The sequence below is a fragment of the Campylobacter sp. P0103 genome (assembly GCF_002139545.1).
In the GTDB taxonomy this organism is placed as follows: Bacteria; Campylobacterota; Campylobacteria; order Campylobacterales; family Campylobacteraceae; genus Campylobacter; species Campylobacter devanensis.
The window spans coordinates 64,983-80,508 of the sequence record NZ_MJKG01000007.1; the positions used below are offsets into that span (position 1 = coordinate 64,983).

The window sequence follows — 15,526 nt, forward strand, 5'->3', positions numbered from 1 at the left end:
TTTGTTATGAGTGTAGAGACTATGAGAGAGATTCAAGCTTATGGCTTTTATATAATGTTAATAGCTATGGTAGTTATACTATATAGCTATTGGTTTCATCTAAAAAAATCAGAAAAAACTGGTAGAAGAGATTATGAAAAATACTCAAATTTAGCCCTGAATGATGATTTGCAAGATGAAATTCTTGAGAGTGTCTCTACTTCTAGCAAAGATACTAATAGGAGCGTTAAAAAATGAAATGGTTTAATCTAGAAGACAGTGTAAATTCGCTTTCTATTCTTGGTGCTATAGCCATCGTATTGTTGACATTAGTTGTCGTAGGTAGGCTATTTAAACTGATGAAAGTGAAAAAAGAGGGCGGTGAGCTAAGTGAGCATAACTGGGATGGAATTGGTGAATATAAAAATCCGCTTCCATTTGGTTGGGCTGTTGTATTTGTTCTTACTATAGTATGGGCAATTTGGTATTTTCTAGCTGGATATCCTTTAAATTCATATTCACAAATTGGTGAGTATAATGAAGAGGTCAAAAAATATAACGCAAGCTTCCAAGCTAAATTCCAAAATGCTACTCAAGATGAGTTAAAAGCAATTGGCGAGCAAGTATTTTTGGTTCAATGTGCCTCATGTCATGGAATCACAGGTGATGGTATTAATGGTAAAGCAGCTAACCTAATAGAGTGGGGTAGCGAAAAAGGAATTTATGATGTTATCATTAAAGGTTCAAAAGGCTTAGGATATCCACTTGGCGATATGTTAAGTGCAGCTGATAATGGTATTGATGAAGCTACTGCTAAGGCACTAGCAGCATTTACTGCTAAAGAGATATCAGCTATTAAATCCACAGTAAATGAAGACTTAGTAGAAGCTGGTCGTGCAGCGTGGGCTACTTGTGCGGCTTGCCATGGTGAAGATGGCAAAGGTATGGATGGAATGGCTCCAGATCTTACTAAATATGGCTCGAGTGATTTTGTAGTAGAGGTTTTAGCTCGTGGCAAAACAGGGGATATTGGCCATATGCCTAAATTTACTGGCACAGGACTTATTAATCCTACTCAAGAAAAAGCTGTTGGCGAATATATAATTTCGCTTTCAAAAGGAGAATAATATGGAAAACACAAATAGATCTGTATTTTCATTAAGCGGAGTTACTGGTATGCTGATTGCTACTGCTCTTTTGCTATCTATATTAGTTGTGCTTACATATCTAGGTATAGTGGCTCAGCAAGATGTAATGCAAAAGCCATATAAACTAGTAAATCCTACATCTGTAGAGATGAAAAGTAGTGTTGAAAAAGCTGCTGAAGTTATGGTAATTAAGGAGTAAATATGTCTAATCTATTAGAATCATTGATTGTAATTGGACTTGTGATTGCTGCGGCTATAACTGCTTGGTCAGTGCTTACACCAAATAGTCTTTTCATCGGATGAGAGTATTTAATATTCTTAAAAGCGGCTTTATTGCCGCTTTGCTTAATATATGTGCGTATGGAGCTGTAATTGATAATGCTAATATTATCAGTGAGGCTGTGGAGATTAAGCTAAATTCAATCGGTAAAGAACTTAAGAGCAAAACTGGAGTTAGTCTAGATCTATTGACTGCAGAGAATATAAAAGGGATAAATTTAAAAGATATAGCTAGTTCTCATATTAAAACACTTCAAGCACCATATGTTGTTTTAGCTATTATTCCTAAGGATTTTTCTAGCAAGGCTGGTCAGCTTGATATATTTGCTTCACATGATGCTTTAATGCTTTTTGATAAAGAGGCAGTATTAAGCCCATTTCCACAAACTGGTTCAATAATTCCACTATTAACACAAAATAAAGGTAAAGATATCTATAATTCCTCTATGCTAAATGGTTATGCTGATATAGCCGATCAAATAGCAGCTAGCAAAAATATTATTTTAGAAAATTCAATAGGCTCACAAAATAGAGATACTATAAATATCTTTAGATACTTAATATATGGTTCAATTATTCTTGTGATTATTGTTTTAATTTTTCGTAAATTTAATAAGGGTTAATAATGCAAAATCGTAAAACATTTTGGCCATACGGGATTGTAATCTCTATATTTGCCATAGTATGTTCATGTGCTTACACTATATATTATTCGCTTGATTATCCTGTGCATATGGATGATTATTACTTTGATAAATATCAAAAAGTTGATAATAATTTTAATGAAATTCAAGCAGCTCAAGCAAATTTTAATCGTGAATTTAGTTTTAATACAACTCCGCAAATTGAGCTAAACACCAAGATATTGCCAAATGAAATTCAAAAACTTCGCAAAGGTAAAACTGCTACAATAGTCCCATTAAATCAAAACTTTAATATTAAATTTGATACAAATGCTACTAAATATAGCTCTAAGATATTGCTAACTCGTCCAGATAGCAGTGAATTTGATAGAGAGCTAAATGGGCAAAATATTAATGGCAAGTTGGCTATAAATGATCTAAATTTAACCAAAGCAGGTAGATGGCAGATTAAAGCCAAGATTATAGTTGATGATAATAAAACTGGATTTTATCAAGTAGAGTTATATGCAAAATAGATCGCTTTTTGTCTTTAGTACTTCTAGGAATGTGCGAGATTTTTATGCTAGTAGATTAAGTTTAAATTCGCTTCTACCAAAGGCTATTAGTACGGCTGAGTTTTTTGAAGAGGTTACATATGTGCCAAATAAACGCCGTGCTAGCGATACTGAGTGCTTGCTGCATATGCGTAATGCTGTAGCTAGAGTAGAGAATATCTCCAAAATTTTAAATATAAAAAATGAATTTCTAATTTTTCTTAAAAATTCGCACTATTTATTCTCATTTTTTAAGGAGCTTAGCCGAGAAAAGTGTACCGTAATTAATTTAAGTAGTGCTGATACTTATGCTAGCTATTATGAACATTTAACAATTTTAGATAATTTAGGGAAAATTTATAAAGATAGTCTAAATTCATCAAATATATATGATGATATTACACTTAGTGAATGTTATGAAATAAATCCAAATTTTATTAGCAATTTTGATAGGATTGAGCTACGAATTGATGGGATTTTGACGCTTTTGGAGTGGGAGATTTTGATTAAAATAAGCGAAAAAATTCCACTAATTTTAAATTTTGATTGTAGTAAATTTAACCAAAAAACGATAGAAAAGATAAAAAATTTTACAAATTTAAATTTCAAAGCCAGCCATAACTATAAGCTAAATTTAAGCGATAAATCCATAGAAAGCAAGACCAAACTAAACCAAAATCCAAATATAAATATTATGGGATTTTCTCTTCGTAGCTTACAAGCGGCCTTTGTCTTTGATGAGATATCAAATATGATAAGGGATGGGATAAAACCGCAAAATATCGCTGTAATTTTACCTGATGAGAGCTTTGCAGAGGTGTTGCAAAATCTAGATGAAAATAATATGCTAAATTATGCTATGGGTAAAAGCCTACGCAATGATCCAATTTGTATATTTTTACACTCTTTAAAAGAAGCTATTATTCAAGAGCTTGATTATAAATTTAACCCAAATTATATAAAAGAGACACCAAGTCCAAATCAAATACTTGCTACGCTAAATAGTTTTAATTTATCAACCCAAATTTATAATCATGTTAAAGAAATATTTTATTCAAAAGTGAGTTTTGAAAGCTTTGAGAGCGTTATGAAGTTGCTACTAAGTGATATCAAAAAAAGCACTGAAATTGCTGAGTTTATAGAAACTGAGCTTTTTAATATTAAAAATCTTTTAAGAGAGATTGAACTTAAATTTAGTGAACTTCTTGAGCTATTTTTATTAAATTTTGCCAATAAAAAAGAGAGTATGACTGGTGGTGGATTAGTTACTGTAATGGGTGTTTTAGAGAGTCGTTCTAGAGCTTATGATGGGATTGTAATTGTAGATTTTAATGACTCTTTTGTACCAAAAAGAAGCCAAAAAGAGATGTTTTTAAGCTCAGTAGTTAGAAAAAATGCTGGTCTAATCAGTCATAGCGATAGGGAGAATTTACAGAGATTTTACTACGAAAGCTTGATAAATAGAGCCAAAAGGGTATCTATCAGCTATGTTGAAAATGATGAGAATATCGTATCTAGATTTATTAAGGATTTTGAGGGCGTTAAGAATATTGAAATTTCGCAAATTTCATATGAAAACGCCTTGCGTCAAGGCGGAATCGCTATTGATTTAACGCCTAGGGATATCGTAGAAACTCACGATTTTTTTGCTTGGCCTCTCTCATTTAGTCGCTTAGATACCTATCTTAAATGCCCAAGGCGGTATTATTATAAATATATCAAAAATATTAAAGAATCTAGATTTGATGATAGGGATGCGCTAGATTTTGGCACTTTGATACATGAAGCCTTAGAAGAGTATTTCACCAAATCAAAATATAAATTTGATAAAAGCGAGTTTTTACAGATATATAACAAATATCAAAAAGAGAGCACGCTAAAAAGCGAGATTTTCAAGCTAAAACTTGATGATTTCGCATCTAGCCAAAATAGCCATTTCAAAGATGGATTTAGCGTTAGCAAATGTGAGATGGATATTGAAACCCAGTTTGATGGTATTCCTATCAAAGGCAAGATTGATAGAGTAGATATCAATGGTAATGATATTTGGCTTATTGATTATAAGAGTGGAAAAGTAGATAAAAAGTCCTTGCAGCTAGCATTTTATGAGCTTTTATATCAAGCGAAATTTAATAAAACCGCCAAGGGGTATTTCTACTCATTTGATGATAATAAATTTACCAATAGCAAAGCCGACTTTGATGATAATAAATTTACCAATAGCAAAGCCGACATGGATAAAAAATTAATCGAAGCTTTAGATGAGTTAAAAGAGAGGAATAATACCCAAATTAATTTTAAACAAAAGACAGAACATTGCGATATATGTCCGTATAAATCTCTATGTTTAAGGGGATTAAGATGAAAAATTTGTGCTTAAAAGCGAGTGCGGGAAGCGGCAAGACATTTGCTCTAACAGTTCGCTATATCGCTCTATTATTACAAGGCAATCACCCAAGCAAAATTCTAGCCCTAACATTCACAAACAAAGCCGCAAACGAGATGAAGCACAAGATCACAGATGCATTTTGTGATTTACATAAAGACAAGCAAAAAGACAAGCGAAATGCTATTTGCGAGCTTTTAGGTATATCAAAAGAAGAAGTTTTGGCACTTAGAGATAAATTTATGGCTGATTTTTTGGCCAGTGAGTTAAAGATATCTACATTTGACTCCTTTTTTGCTACGATTCTTAGGCAATTTAGCTTAAATTTAGGTCTTATGCCAGATTTTAACTCTCTTAATGATAATAGCATTGATGTTAAAAATGAGTTTAAAAGGCTCTTAGACTCAAATTCAATGATGAGTAAAGTAGCAAAATATCTATATTATACAAATAGCAAAGAAAATGCCCTTTTTGAAAAGCTTGCTCTACTCTCACAAGCTAAATTTGAGAAATTCGACGCCCCACTCCCAAGCACTAAAAACGCAATGGATAGATATAATGAGTTATGTGATGTGGCATTGAAATTGAGTAGCGATGGTAATTATGTGAAGAATTTTAATAAAAATTTAAGCTTAAACGAGATAGTTGAAAAGGCAGTTGTAAAAGGTATAAATAAAAAATATTTTGATAAAGTAAGAGACAACGCCGAATTTAAGGCTGCTAGAGATGAGTTTATAAGTGCTCTAAAAGAGTATTATCTAGCTCTTGAGAAATATGAAATATCTCAAATTTCATATTTTGTGGATCTGTATAAAAAGGCAATTGCCAATGTAAATCGCCGTGAAAACAGCCTAAGTTTTGCCGATATCACAAATTGGGTTAATGAGCTTCTAACTAACAAAAACAAGCAAAATATCGATATGCTATATTTTCGCCTTGATGCTAAGATCAGGCATATTTTGATCGATGAGTTTCAAGATACTGATATCAAGCAGTATGAGATATTAAAACCACTCATAGCTGAAATTCTCTCTGGCGAAGGTCAAAATGGTATTGGGAGCTTTTTTTATGTTGGTGATATAAAACAGAGTATTTATAGATTTCGTGGGGGTCAAAGTGGGTTATTTAATAAGCTCAAAGATGATGTTCCACAGGAGATAAAAACTCAAAGCCTAAAGATAAATTATCGCAGTGATAAAAAGATAGTAGAATATGTAAATACCATATTTAAAGACAAATATCAAGACGAAGATGAAGATTCACGCTACGAAAACCAAGAGTCAAATAGCAAAGATGATGGCTATGTGAGGGTTATTAAATTTGATAGAGAAAAATATTTAGAGGCGATTTATAATAGTATAAAAGAGCTCGAAGATAACCACATAGAGCATAAGGATATGGCGATACTTTGTTGGAAAAATAGCGATATTTATAATATTAAAGATTTTTTAGAAAAAAAGGGCTTAGAAGTATCTACCCAAACTACAAATAATCTTATCAAAAGTGCCAATGTAGCGGCGGTGGTGGCATTTTTGAAATACTCTATTTTTGGTGATGAGATATATCTAAACACTCAATATGAGATAACCAAAACCAAAAAAGCCAAACTAGAGTTAAAAAGCGATGCTAGCGTAGCTCAAACTCTGAAATTCATCGCTAAATACCTTGGGCTTGAGCCTTGCGATGTTGATCTATTGAAACTATATGAGATTAGTAGCAAGTATAGCGATATATATGACTTTGCTTTTAATATCGATAATGACCAGACAACTAGCGCTAAAAATAGCCAAAAAGGCATAACGATAATGACCGTTCATAAGAGCAAAGGGCTACAGTTTGAGCATGTCATCGTGCTTGATTATATAGGTAAAGAAAATAGCCAAAAAGATAAATTTTTAATGGAGTATAATCTAGAGACAAATAGCTGGGATATAAGGTTAGCTAATAAGGTGTTTGAGTATTTGGGCGATGAGAATTATACCAAGCTTCAAGATAGACAAAAAGAGCTTGATAAAAAAGAGGTTATAAATAAAACTTATGTAGCATTAACCAGGGCTAAACATAGCTTAATAATCTTAGCCAAAGATAATCCAAATGGCAACAATATCTCATATTTTACTGAGTATGAATCAAATGGCAAAACGGTAGAATATCTAAATTTAAAAGAATACAAATCAGGAATTATCAAACCAAATAGCGACAAAAAGCAAGAGCCCAAGCCGCAAATAATCCATCTTAAACCATTTGAAAAGGTTGCGCCACAAGAGATTTTAACTAGTGATAAGCCAAAAGAGAGCTTAAATTTAGATTCTATCTACTTTGGCAAGGCACTGCATTATTACCTTGAGAGCATTGATTTTGCTGATTTTAACTCACTTAAAATCGCTCAAAATTGCTTGTATAATAAATTTGGAGCATTTATCGATCAAGACGGCCTAAAGGATATTAAAGCTAGAGTTGATAGGCTTTTAAATAATCCGCAATTTTTAGAAATTATAAAAGATAAAAGATTGTATCAAGAGCAAGATATCGGATTTAATGGGGCGTTAAAACGCATCGATTTATTATGCGTAAATAGCGATGAAATCGAGATAATAGACTACAAAAGCTCTCTTAAAAATAGCGATGAGCATAAAGAGCAAGTCAGAGAATATTTAGATATTTTATCTCAAATTTACCCACAAAAAAGGCTAAAAGCTAGTATAGTTTATATACTACATGATGAAATTCAAATTTCAAATCTCTAATATAAAAATTTTCTTAAATTCAGTTATTTTTAAGCTAGTCTCGCTATAATTTCATCTCTTAAATTAATTATATAAAAGGCAAGATTATGACAAAGATAACAAAGCCAAATGAAGTAAAGCGTGATTGGATCGTTCTTGATGCTTCTGGAAAGAGATTTGGTAGATTGCTAACTGAAGCTGCTACACTACTTCGTGGCAAACATAAGCCAGGATTTAGCCCAAATGTTGATTGCGGAGATTATGTAATCATCATCAATGCTAGCAAGGCAGAATTCACAGGTGCGAATAAAGCTGAAGAGAAACTTTATCACAGACATTCAGGCTATTTTGGTAGCGTAAAGAGCGAAAAATTTGGTGATTTACTAGCTAATAAACCTGAAAAACTTTATAAATTAGCAGTCCGTGGTATGCTACCTAAGACAAAATTAGGCAAAGAGATGCTTAAAAAATTAAAAATCTATGCTGGTAGTGAGCATCCGCACACTGCACAAATAGCTAAAGAAGGAAAATAATAATGGCAACAACATACGCAACAGGTAAGAGAAAAACAGCAGTTGCTAAAGTTTGGGTAAAACCAGGTAGCGGCAAAATCACAGTAAATGGTATGGATTTAAATACTTGGCTTGGCGGACACGAAGCTATAAAGCTTAAAGTAGTTCAACCATTATTAGTAACAAAACAAGAAACTTCTATGGATATCACAGCTACGACTTTAGGTGGTGGGTATTCAGCTCAAGCAGAGGCTTTAAGACACGGAATTTCAAGAGCTTTAGCTTCTATCGACGCAACATTTAGAGCAGCTCTTAAACCACAAGGCCTTCTAACTCGTGATAGTCGTGTTGTAGAGCGTAAAAAATATGGCCGCAGAAAAGCAAGAAGAAGTCCGCAATTCTCAAAAAGATAATATTTCATATTTCCAAAGGCCTTTTGGCTTTTGGAGCTTTTTTAAATTTAATTTTGTTTATTTAGCAAAAATTTATAATAAATTTTTATTAAGTTAAGATTGATTACATATAATTGCGATGTCCAACAGATAAACCTCCTTTTTGTAATAGTTTCGGAGTTGTAATCCAACTCCGATACCACATTTTATTACTTTTCTTAAACTTTCATAAATCACTAAAAGCCATAAGTTGCATTATAAAATAAATTAAGTTTTCATTTGATAATTTCATTTTGGTTATTTTCACCCAAAAGAGTAATCAAATCTTTATAAATCTCAAACATTCAAAATCACAAAATTTATATTGTTTTAAAGCGATTTAATGTATTATTCCTAAATTAATCATTACATTTAATCACACTTTTTAAGGAATTAAAATGAAAAAAATCATTTTAGCATTATGTGCGGCGTCAGCGATATTTGCAAGCGATAGATATGAATTAACTATAGTTGGTGGATATGCTCACCCAGAAGGCACTCAAGGTATTGATGACCAAAAGCTAATTGGTCTAAGATTGGGTAGAAATTTAGATCTATCTTGGCTTAGTCAAATTGAGCTTGGCTTTGATTACACTCCTAAGGCTACATTTGAAGACAAAAATGGCAAAGAAATTGGCTATGATACAAGAATTGCTAGATACTATTTAAATTTAGTAAAAGATTTTGCTTTAACTGATAGATTTTCTGTTTATGCCTTGGCCGGTGCTGGATATCAAGATCTAAGTAAAGAGGCAAATGATGCTAATGATGATGGATTTGGTCAAGCTGGTTTGGGGGTTAAATTTAAAGTAGTGGATAATTTTGCTATCAAATTAGAAGCAAGAGATGCTATTAACTTCAAAGAAGGAGATAGCACATTTTTATATACTTTAGGTTTTGCTAGTAGCTTTGGTGCTACCAAAAAATCCGAGCCTACCATAACTCAAGAAGCCCCTATCGCTCCACAAGTAATAGATGGCGATGATGATAATGATGGAGTGTTAAATAGCAAGGATAGATGCCCTAATACCCCAGCAGGTGCCGTGGTGGATGAAAATGGCTGTCAAAAATTAATTAGATTAAATTTACATGCTAATTTCGCAAGTGATAGCGCAACTTTAAGCCCAAAATTTGTAGCTAAAATAGAAGAAGTTGCTAAAGTTTTAAATATGAATAGCGAGTATAAAGTTGTATTAGAAGGTCACACAGATTCTACAGGTTCAGAAAAATATAACCAAATTTTATCAGAAAAAAGAGCCAAAGCAGTAGCAGATGTGCTTATAAATATGGGTGTAAGCAAAGATAGAATCCAAACAATAGGCTATGGTGAGTTATCTCCAATCGCTACAAACAAAACCAAAGAGGGTAGAGCACAAAATCGCCGTGTTGATGCTAAATTTAGTAATTAATTATGCAGATAATCACCGATTTTGATTATACGGCTATATTGGCACTTTGTGCTAAATATAGCCTTAGAGTTATATTTTCACTACTTATATTTTTTATTGGCAAGTGGATTGTTTGGCGAATTTGCCTTGTTATAGAAAGAGTCATACAAAAAGCCAAAATAGATAAATTAATAGCCAGTTTTATTATAAATTCATCCAAAACAATATTTTTGATAATTGTCATTGTAGCAGCATTGGCAAATCTTGGTATCGATACGACCTCATTTGTAGCGATGCTTGGTGCTATCGGGCTTGGTATCGGTATGGCCTTTAAAGATTCATTTGGCAATATCGGAGCTGGGATTTTGATTCTATTTTTTAGGCCATTTAGGATAGGGGATAATATCGATATTGGCGGATATAACGGCGTAGCGAGTGAGTTAAATTTATTTAGTATATGTCTAATAACTGGCGATGGCAAAAGCGTGATTATCCCAAATAAACAGGTCATAAATAGCAAAATTATAAATTTCTCACTAACACCAACAAGGCGAGTTGAGCTACTTTTTAGCGTGGATTATAAAGATGATTTAAGATTAGCTAAGGATATAATCTTAAATATCGCAAATCAAAATGAGTTAATCCTAAAAGAGCCCGCACCTAGCGTATTAGTAAGTGCTCTTGGGGCTCACAGCATTGATATATTAGCTAGATTTTGGGTGCTTAATGAAAATTATAGCGTTACGCAGTCAGCTATGCTAGAAGGCGTTAAAATGGCATTTGATGAAGCTGGGATTAGTATCCCATATCCGCAACTTGTAACGCATCATATATATGAGAAAGAGAGCGAAGATGATAAATAAGCCTACTATTTTATTTGATCTTGATGGGACACTTATTGACTCTACTGAAGCTATCGTAAATGGATTTTATAAGGCTTTTAGAAGTCATAATCTCACCGATCCTACAAAGGCTCAAATTTGCTCATTAGTGGGACATCCTTTGGAGTATATGTTTGGCTCACTTGGGGTTAAAGAGCATTTGATAGCTGATTTTATCGCTATTTACAAAGAAGATTATAGACAAAACTACCTAGCACAAACCACTCTTTTACCCGGTGGATTTGAAGCAGTTAGCAAGGCTAGTGAATTTGCGAATTTAGGAGTAGTAACCACAAAAACCTCTTTATATTCTAAAAATTTGCTTGAAAACTTAGGAATTTTAAAATATTTTAGCGTTGTTATAGGGCGAGATGATGTAACCCATCCAAAGCCAAATCCCGAGCCGATTTTAAAGGCTTTAGAAGCGATTGGCAAGAGCCCAAAAAGCTATATGATAGGCGATACTCCAATGGATGCTAAAGCGGCTAAGAGTGCTGGTATTTTCAGTATTGGCGTAACTTGTGGATATGAGAGTAGAGAGAATTTAGAATCAATCTGTGATTATGTCTGCTTAGATACTTTAAACGCTGTAGAGTATATCAAGATATCTAATTCATAAAATTTATTGATTTTTTGTTTAAACTTATAAATTAGCTAAAAAAATTTGGCTAATTTTTTCTAATTAATTATATATTAATTTTATGGAAAAATCATATTTTGAGCTATGTATTATTTATATAACTGATAATTTATATAAAAATAAATTTATAGTTAACTTATTTTTTAAGTTTTTATAATATAATTACTAACTTTAAGTTAAAAATAATTAAACTAATATAAGTCTTAAATTTTTATTCCTTAAATATAAAAATTTAGCTTAGAAAGGAATCAAATGAGTAAAATTATGAAAACCATGGATGGCAATGAAGCAGCAGCTTACGCCTCTTATGCTTTTACAGAAGTTGCTGGGATATATCCTATTACGCCTAGTTCGCCTATGGCAGACTATGTGGATATATGGGCAAGTGAAGGCAAGAAAAATCTCTTTGGAATGCCTGTTAAAGTAGTCGAGATGCAAAGCGAAGCCGGTGCGGCCGGTACAGTACATGGTAGCCTTCAAGCTGGAGCATTGACTACTACATTTACAGCAGCTCAAGGGCTATTGCTTAAAATTCCAAATATGTATAAAATCGCAGGCCAAATGCTACCAGGCGTGATCCATGTCGCAGCTAGATCTTTGGCAGCTCAAGCCCTATCAATTTTTGGTGATCATCAAGATATATACGCTTGTAGGCAGACTGGATTTGCTATGCTCGCTACTGGATCAGTCCAAGAAGTTATGGATTTAGCTGGGGTAGCTCACCTTAGTGCGATTAAAGGCAGGGTGCCGTTTTTACACTTTTTTGATGGATTTAGAACTAGTCATGAAATTCAAAAAATCGAAGTGATGGATTATAGCGTATTTGATAGATTGCTTGATAAAGAGGCGGTTGAAGAGTTTAGACGAACATCTATGAATCCTGAAAATCCAAAAATCAGAGGAACGGCTCAAAATGATGATATATACTTTCAAACTAGGGAGCTAACCAACAAATTTTATGATGCTATCCCTGATATTGTGGCTTATTATATGAGTGAGATATCTAAGGTTACAGGCAGAAATTACGCACCATTTGTATATTATGGCGCCAAAGATGCCACTAGAGTGATTGTAGCGATGGGATCAGTTACTCAAACGCTTGAAGAAGTTGTGGATTATCTAAATTCCAAAGGCGAAAAAGTAGGCGTGCTAAAAGTCCATCTATATAGACCATTTAGTATTAAATATATGTTTGATGTGATGCCTAAATCGGTAGAAAAAATAGCCGTTTTAGACCGCACTAAAGAGCCAGGAAGCCTTGGTGAGCCGCTATATTTAGATATCAAATCCGCATATTATGGCAAAGAGAATGCCCCGATTATAGTAGGTGGAAGATATGGCCTAAGCTCAAAAGATGTCGATCCAGCTCAAATGTTAGCAGTATATGAAAATTTAAATTCACCTACACCTAAAGATGGATTTACAGTTGGTATAGTAGATGATGTCTCATTTACTTCACTAGCAGTAGGAGATAAAATTTCACTAAGTGATGAAGATTGTATAGAGTGTTTATTTTATGGACTTGGAGCTGATGGTACGGTTGGAGCAAACAAAAACTCAATCAAAATTATCGGCGATAAAACAGATCTATATGCTCAAGCATATTTTGCTTACGATAGCAAAAAATCAGGCGGCTATACTAGAAGCCATCTAAGATTTGGCAAAAATCCTATCCGCTCTACATATCTAGTATCAAATCCGCATTTTATAGCCTGTTCTGTGGCGGCGTATTTGGATATTTATGATGTTGTAGATGGTTTAAGAGATGGGGGGACATTTTTGTTAAATTCCATTTGGGATGCTCAAAAAACAATAGAGAAAATCCCAAATAGAGTTAAACGCATTTTAGCGCAAAAAAATGCGAATTTCTATATACTAAATGCTACAAAATTAGCCTATGAAATAGGCCTAGGAAATCGCACAAATACCATTATGCAATCGGCATTTTTCAAGCTTTCAGGTATAATCGACTACGAAGAAGCGCGAAAATATATGAAAGAGTACGCCTACAAAACCTATCACAAAAAAGGCGATAAAATTGTAGAGATGAACTACAAAGCCATCGATGAAGGTGCTAGTGAGTTAGTCAAAATAGATATTGATCCAAGCTGGGTAAATTTAAGCGATGATATAAAAGAGGATAAATATAAAGGTAGTGATTTTGTAGAAAATATCGCTAAGCCTATGAATGCTGCTCGTGGGGATTATTTGCCTGTTTCAGCCTTTGTAGGGTATGAAGATGGCTCCTTTGAGTCTGGGACTACTGAATTTGAAAAGCGTGGCGTAGGCGTGATGGTGCCAAAATGGATAGAGGAGAATTGTATCCAGTGTAATCAATGCGCCTTTGTATGCCCACATGCTGTTATTAGGCCGTTTTTGATAGACGAAAATGAGATGGCAAATGCCCCACAAGGTGTAAAAGATAGAGCAATCAACGCTAAAGGCAAAGAGCTAACAGGATTAAAATACAAAATTCAAGTAAGCCCATTAGATTGTACCGGCTGTGAATTATGCGCTCATGAGTGTCCAAGCAAAGAAAAATCCCTAGTAATGGTGCCGCTAAATGGCGAAATAGAAAAAGGCGAACAAGAAAACGCAGATTATCTATTTAAAAAAGTTGTCTATAAAGATGATTTAATGAACAAACAAAGCGTCAAAGGCTCTGGCTTTGCTCAACCTTTATTTGAATTTCACGGCGCATGTCCAGGATGTGGTGAAACGCCATATATCACGCTAGTTACAAGGCTATTTGGCGAGCAGTTAATGGTAGCTAATGCGACTGGTTGTAGCTCTATTTATGGTGGGTCAGCACCATCATCACCATATAGAAAATCTAATAAAACAGGCAACGGCGTAGCATGGGCGAATTCGCTATTTGAAGATAATGCCGAGTTTGGTATGGGTATGGAGATAGCTATGCAAACTATCCGCAATAGAGTAGAGAGCATAATGCTAAATACCAAAGACAAAGCCCCAAATGCTATAGCAGCGCTATATAATGACTGGTTAGCTAATAAAAATGATAGAATAGCTACCCAAAATATTAGAGATACCTTAGTCCCACTACTTGAAGCAAATTCAAATTTCGAAGGGGCAAAGGAGCTTTTAAGCCTTAAACAATACATAGCCAAAAAATCACAATGGATCATTGGTGGCGATGGCTGGGCTTATGATATCGGATATGGTGGTTTGGATCATGTATTAGCAAGTGGCGAAAATGTCAATGTCTTAGTCCTTGATACAGAGGTTTATTCAAACACAGGCGGCCAAAGCTCAAAATCTAGCCGAAGTGGCTCAGTAGCACAATTTAGCGCTAGTGGCAAAGCAGTCCAAAAGAAAGATCTAGGCCAAATTTCAATGACTTATGGTAATATCTTTGTAGCCCAAATCAATCTAAACGCTAGTCAAGCAAATGTGATAAAAGCTATCACCGCAGCCGAAGAATATGATGGCCCAAGCCTGATAATAGCCTATTCTCCATGTATCGCTCATGGTATCAAAGGTGGCCTTACTATGTCAGGAGAGCAAGCGGAGTTAGCCACAGCTTGTGGATATTGGCCTACATATATCTATGATCCAAGCCTATTAGCTCAAGGCAAAAATCCGCTTAAAATCACATCCAAAGAGCCTAATTGGGATAGATATGAAGAGTTTTTATTAAACGAAGTTCGTTATAACTCGCTTAAAAAGATCAATCCTAGTCACGCAGATGAGCTATTTGCTAAAAACCTAAGCGACGCTAAGCGACGATACAGACAATTAAAACGCTTAGCCGCAGCTGATTATAGCGATGAATTGAATTAAATTTATAATTTAATCACTAAGGCCTACTCATAATTTTTATGAGTAGGCAAATTTATTTTTTAATTATTTTTTAACATTATAAACCAAAAACTATCGAATTCACTCTTATCCCATAGTCAACCCATTAACCTCCCCAAATTTCTAAAACCCACAAATTTAATTACACCCCATAATA

At 34.0% G+C, this 15,526-nt stretch carries 14 protein-coding genes; all 14 read left to right on the forward strand.

Annotated features, from left to right (window positions below; translation table 11 throughout):
• The first annotated feature begins 6 nt into the window (after window positions 1-6).
• The 14 genes from CIGNP103_RS07370 to nifJ all read left to right on the forward strand — a co-directional run bounded on the left by CIGNP103_RS07370 (window position 7) and on the right by nifJ (window position 15,351).
• Window positions 7-237, forward strand: a complete 231-nt coding sequence (locus CIGNP103_RS07370; RefSeq protein WP_086225472.1) for a cytochrome c oxidase, cbb3-type, CcoQ subunit — start codon at window positions 7-9, stop codon at window positions 235-237.
• Window positions 234-1,106 carry a cbb3-type cytochrome c oxidase N-terminal domain-containing protein gene (locus CIGNP103_RS07375; RefSeq protein ID WP_086227308.1) on the forward strand — a complete coding sequence of 291 codons (873 nt, stop codon included), beginning with the start codon at window positions 234-236 and terminating at the stop codon, window positions 1,104-1,106. Before CIGNP103_RS07370 ends, CIGNP103_RS07375 begins: the two co-directional genes overlap by 4 nt.
• A gap of 1 nt (window position 1,107) precedes the next feature.
• Window positions 1,108-1,326, forward strand: coding sequence for a DUF4006 family protein (locus CIGNP103_RS07380; RefSeq protein WP_086228781.1), 219 nt, complete (start codon window positions 1,108-1,110; stop codon window positions 1,324-1,326).
• Between the two features lie 2 nt (window positions 1,327-1,328).
• Complete coding sequence (locus CIGNP103_RS07385) at window positions 1,329-1,430, forward strand: hypothetical protein (protein ID WP_086227307.1); 102 nt, start codon at window positions 1,329-1,331, stop codon at window positions 1,428-1,430.
• A complete protein-coding gene (locus tag CIGNP103_RS07390; protein WP_179187330.1) occupies window positions 1,427-2,029 on the forward strand; it encodes a hypothetical protein in 603 nt (200 codons plus the stop codon). Before CIGNP103_RS07385 ends, CIGNP103_RS07390 begins: the two co-directional genes overlap by 4 nt.
• A gap of 2 nt (window positions 2,030-2,031) precedes the next feature.
• The gene (locus tag CIGNP103_RS07395) at window positions 2,032-2,565 is read left to right on the forward strand and encodes a hypothetical protein (protein ID WP_086234037.1); all 534 of its coding nucleotides are present in this window, start codon (window positions 2,032-2,034) and stop codon (window positions 2,563-2,565) included.
• Complete coding sequence (locus tag CIGNP103_RS07400) at window positions 2,555-4,948, forward strand: PD-(D/E)XK nuclease family protein (protein ID WP_086268857.1); 2,394 nt, start codon at window positions 2,555-2,557, stop codon at window positions 4,946-4,948. The genes CIGNP103_RS07395 and CIGNP103_RS07400 overlap by 11 nt, the downstream gene beginning before the upstream one ends.
• Entirely contained in the window at window positions 4,945-7,716 is a 2,772-nt protein-coding gene (locus tag CIGNP103_RS07405; protein ID WP_180381808.1) for a RecB-like helicase, read from the forward strand. Before CIGNP103_RS07400 ends, CIGNP103_RS07405 begins: the two co-directional genes overlap by 4 nt.
• Before the next feature lie 86 nt (window positions 7,717-7,802).
• Window positions 7,803-8,228, forward strand: a complete 426-nt coding sequence (gene rplM, locus CIGNP103_RS07410) for a 50S ribosomal protein L13 (RefSeq protein WP_063998780.1) — start codon at window positions 7,803-7,805, stop codon at window positions 8,226-8,228.
• A 2-nt stretch (window positions 8,229-8,230) separates the two neighbouring features.
• On the forward strand, window positions 8,231-8,620 hold the full coding sequence (gene rpsI / locus CIGNP103_RS07415; RefSeq protein ID WP_086225465.1) for a 30S ribosomal protein S9: 390 nt from the start codon (window positions 8,231-8,233) through the stop codon (window positions 8,618-8,620).
• Between the two features lie 416 nt (window positions 8,621-9,036).
• Entirely contained in the window at window positions 9,037-10,047 is a 1,011-nt protein-coding gene (locus CIGNP103_RS07420) for an OmpA family protein (protein WP_086225464.1), read from the forward strand.
• A gap of 2 nt (window positions 10,048-10,049) precedes the next feature.
• Window positions 10,050-10,889, forward strand: coding sequence for a mechanosensitive ion channel family protein (locus CIGNP103_RS07425; RefSeq protein WP_086268859.1), 840 nt, complete (start codon window positions 10,050-10,052; stop codon window positions 10,887-10,889).
• On the forward strand, window positions 10,879-11,526 hold the full coding sequence (locus tag CIGNP103_RS07430) for an HAD family hydrolase (protein WP_180381809.1): 648 nt from the start codon (window positions 10,879-10,881) through the stop codon (window positions 11,524-11,526). Before CIGNP103_RS07425 ends, CIGNP103_RS07430 begins: the two co-directional genes overlap by 11 nt.
• Before the next feature lie 273 nt (window positions 11,527-11,799).
• Entirely contained in the window at window positions 11,800-15,351 is a 3,552-nt protein-coding gene (nifJ, locus tag CIGNP103_RS07435; RefSeq protein WP_086268860.1) for a pyruvate:ferredoxin (flavodoxin) oxidoreductase, read from the forward strand.
• The last annotated feature ends 175 nt before the right edge of the window (window positions 15,352-15,526 follow it).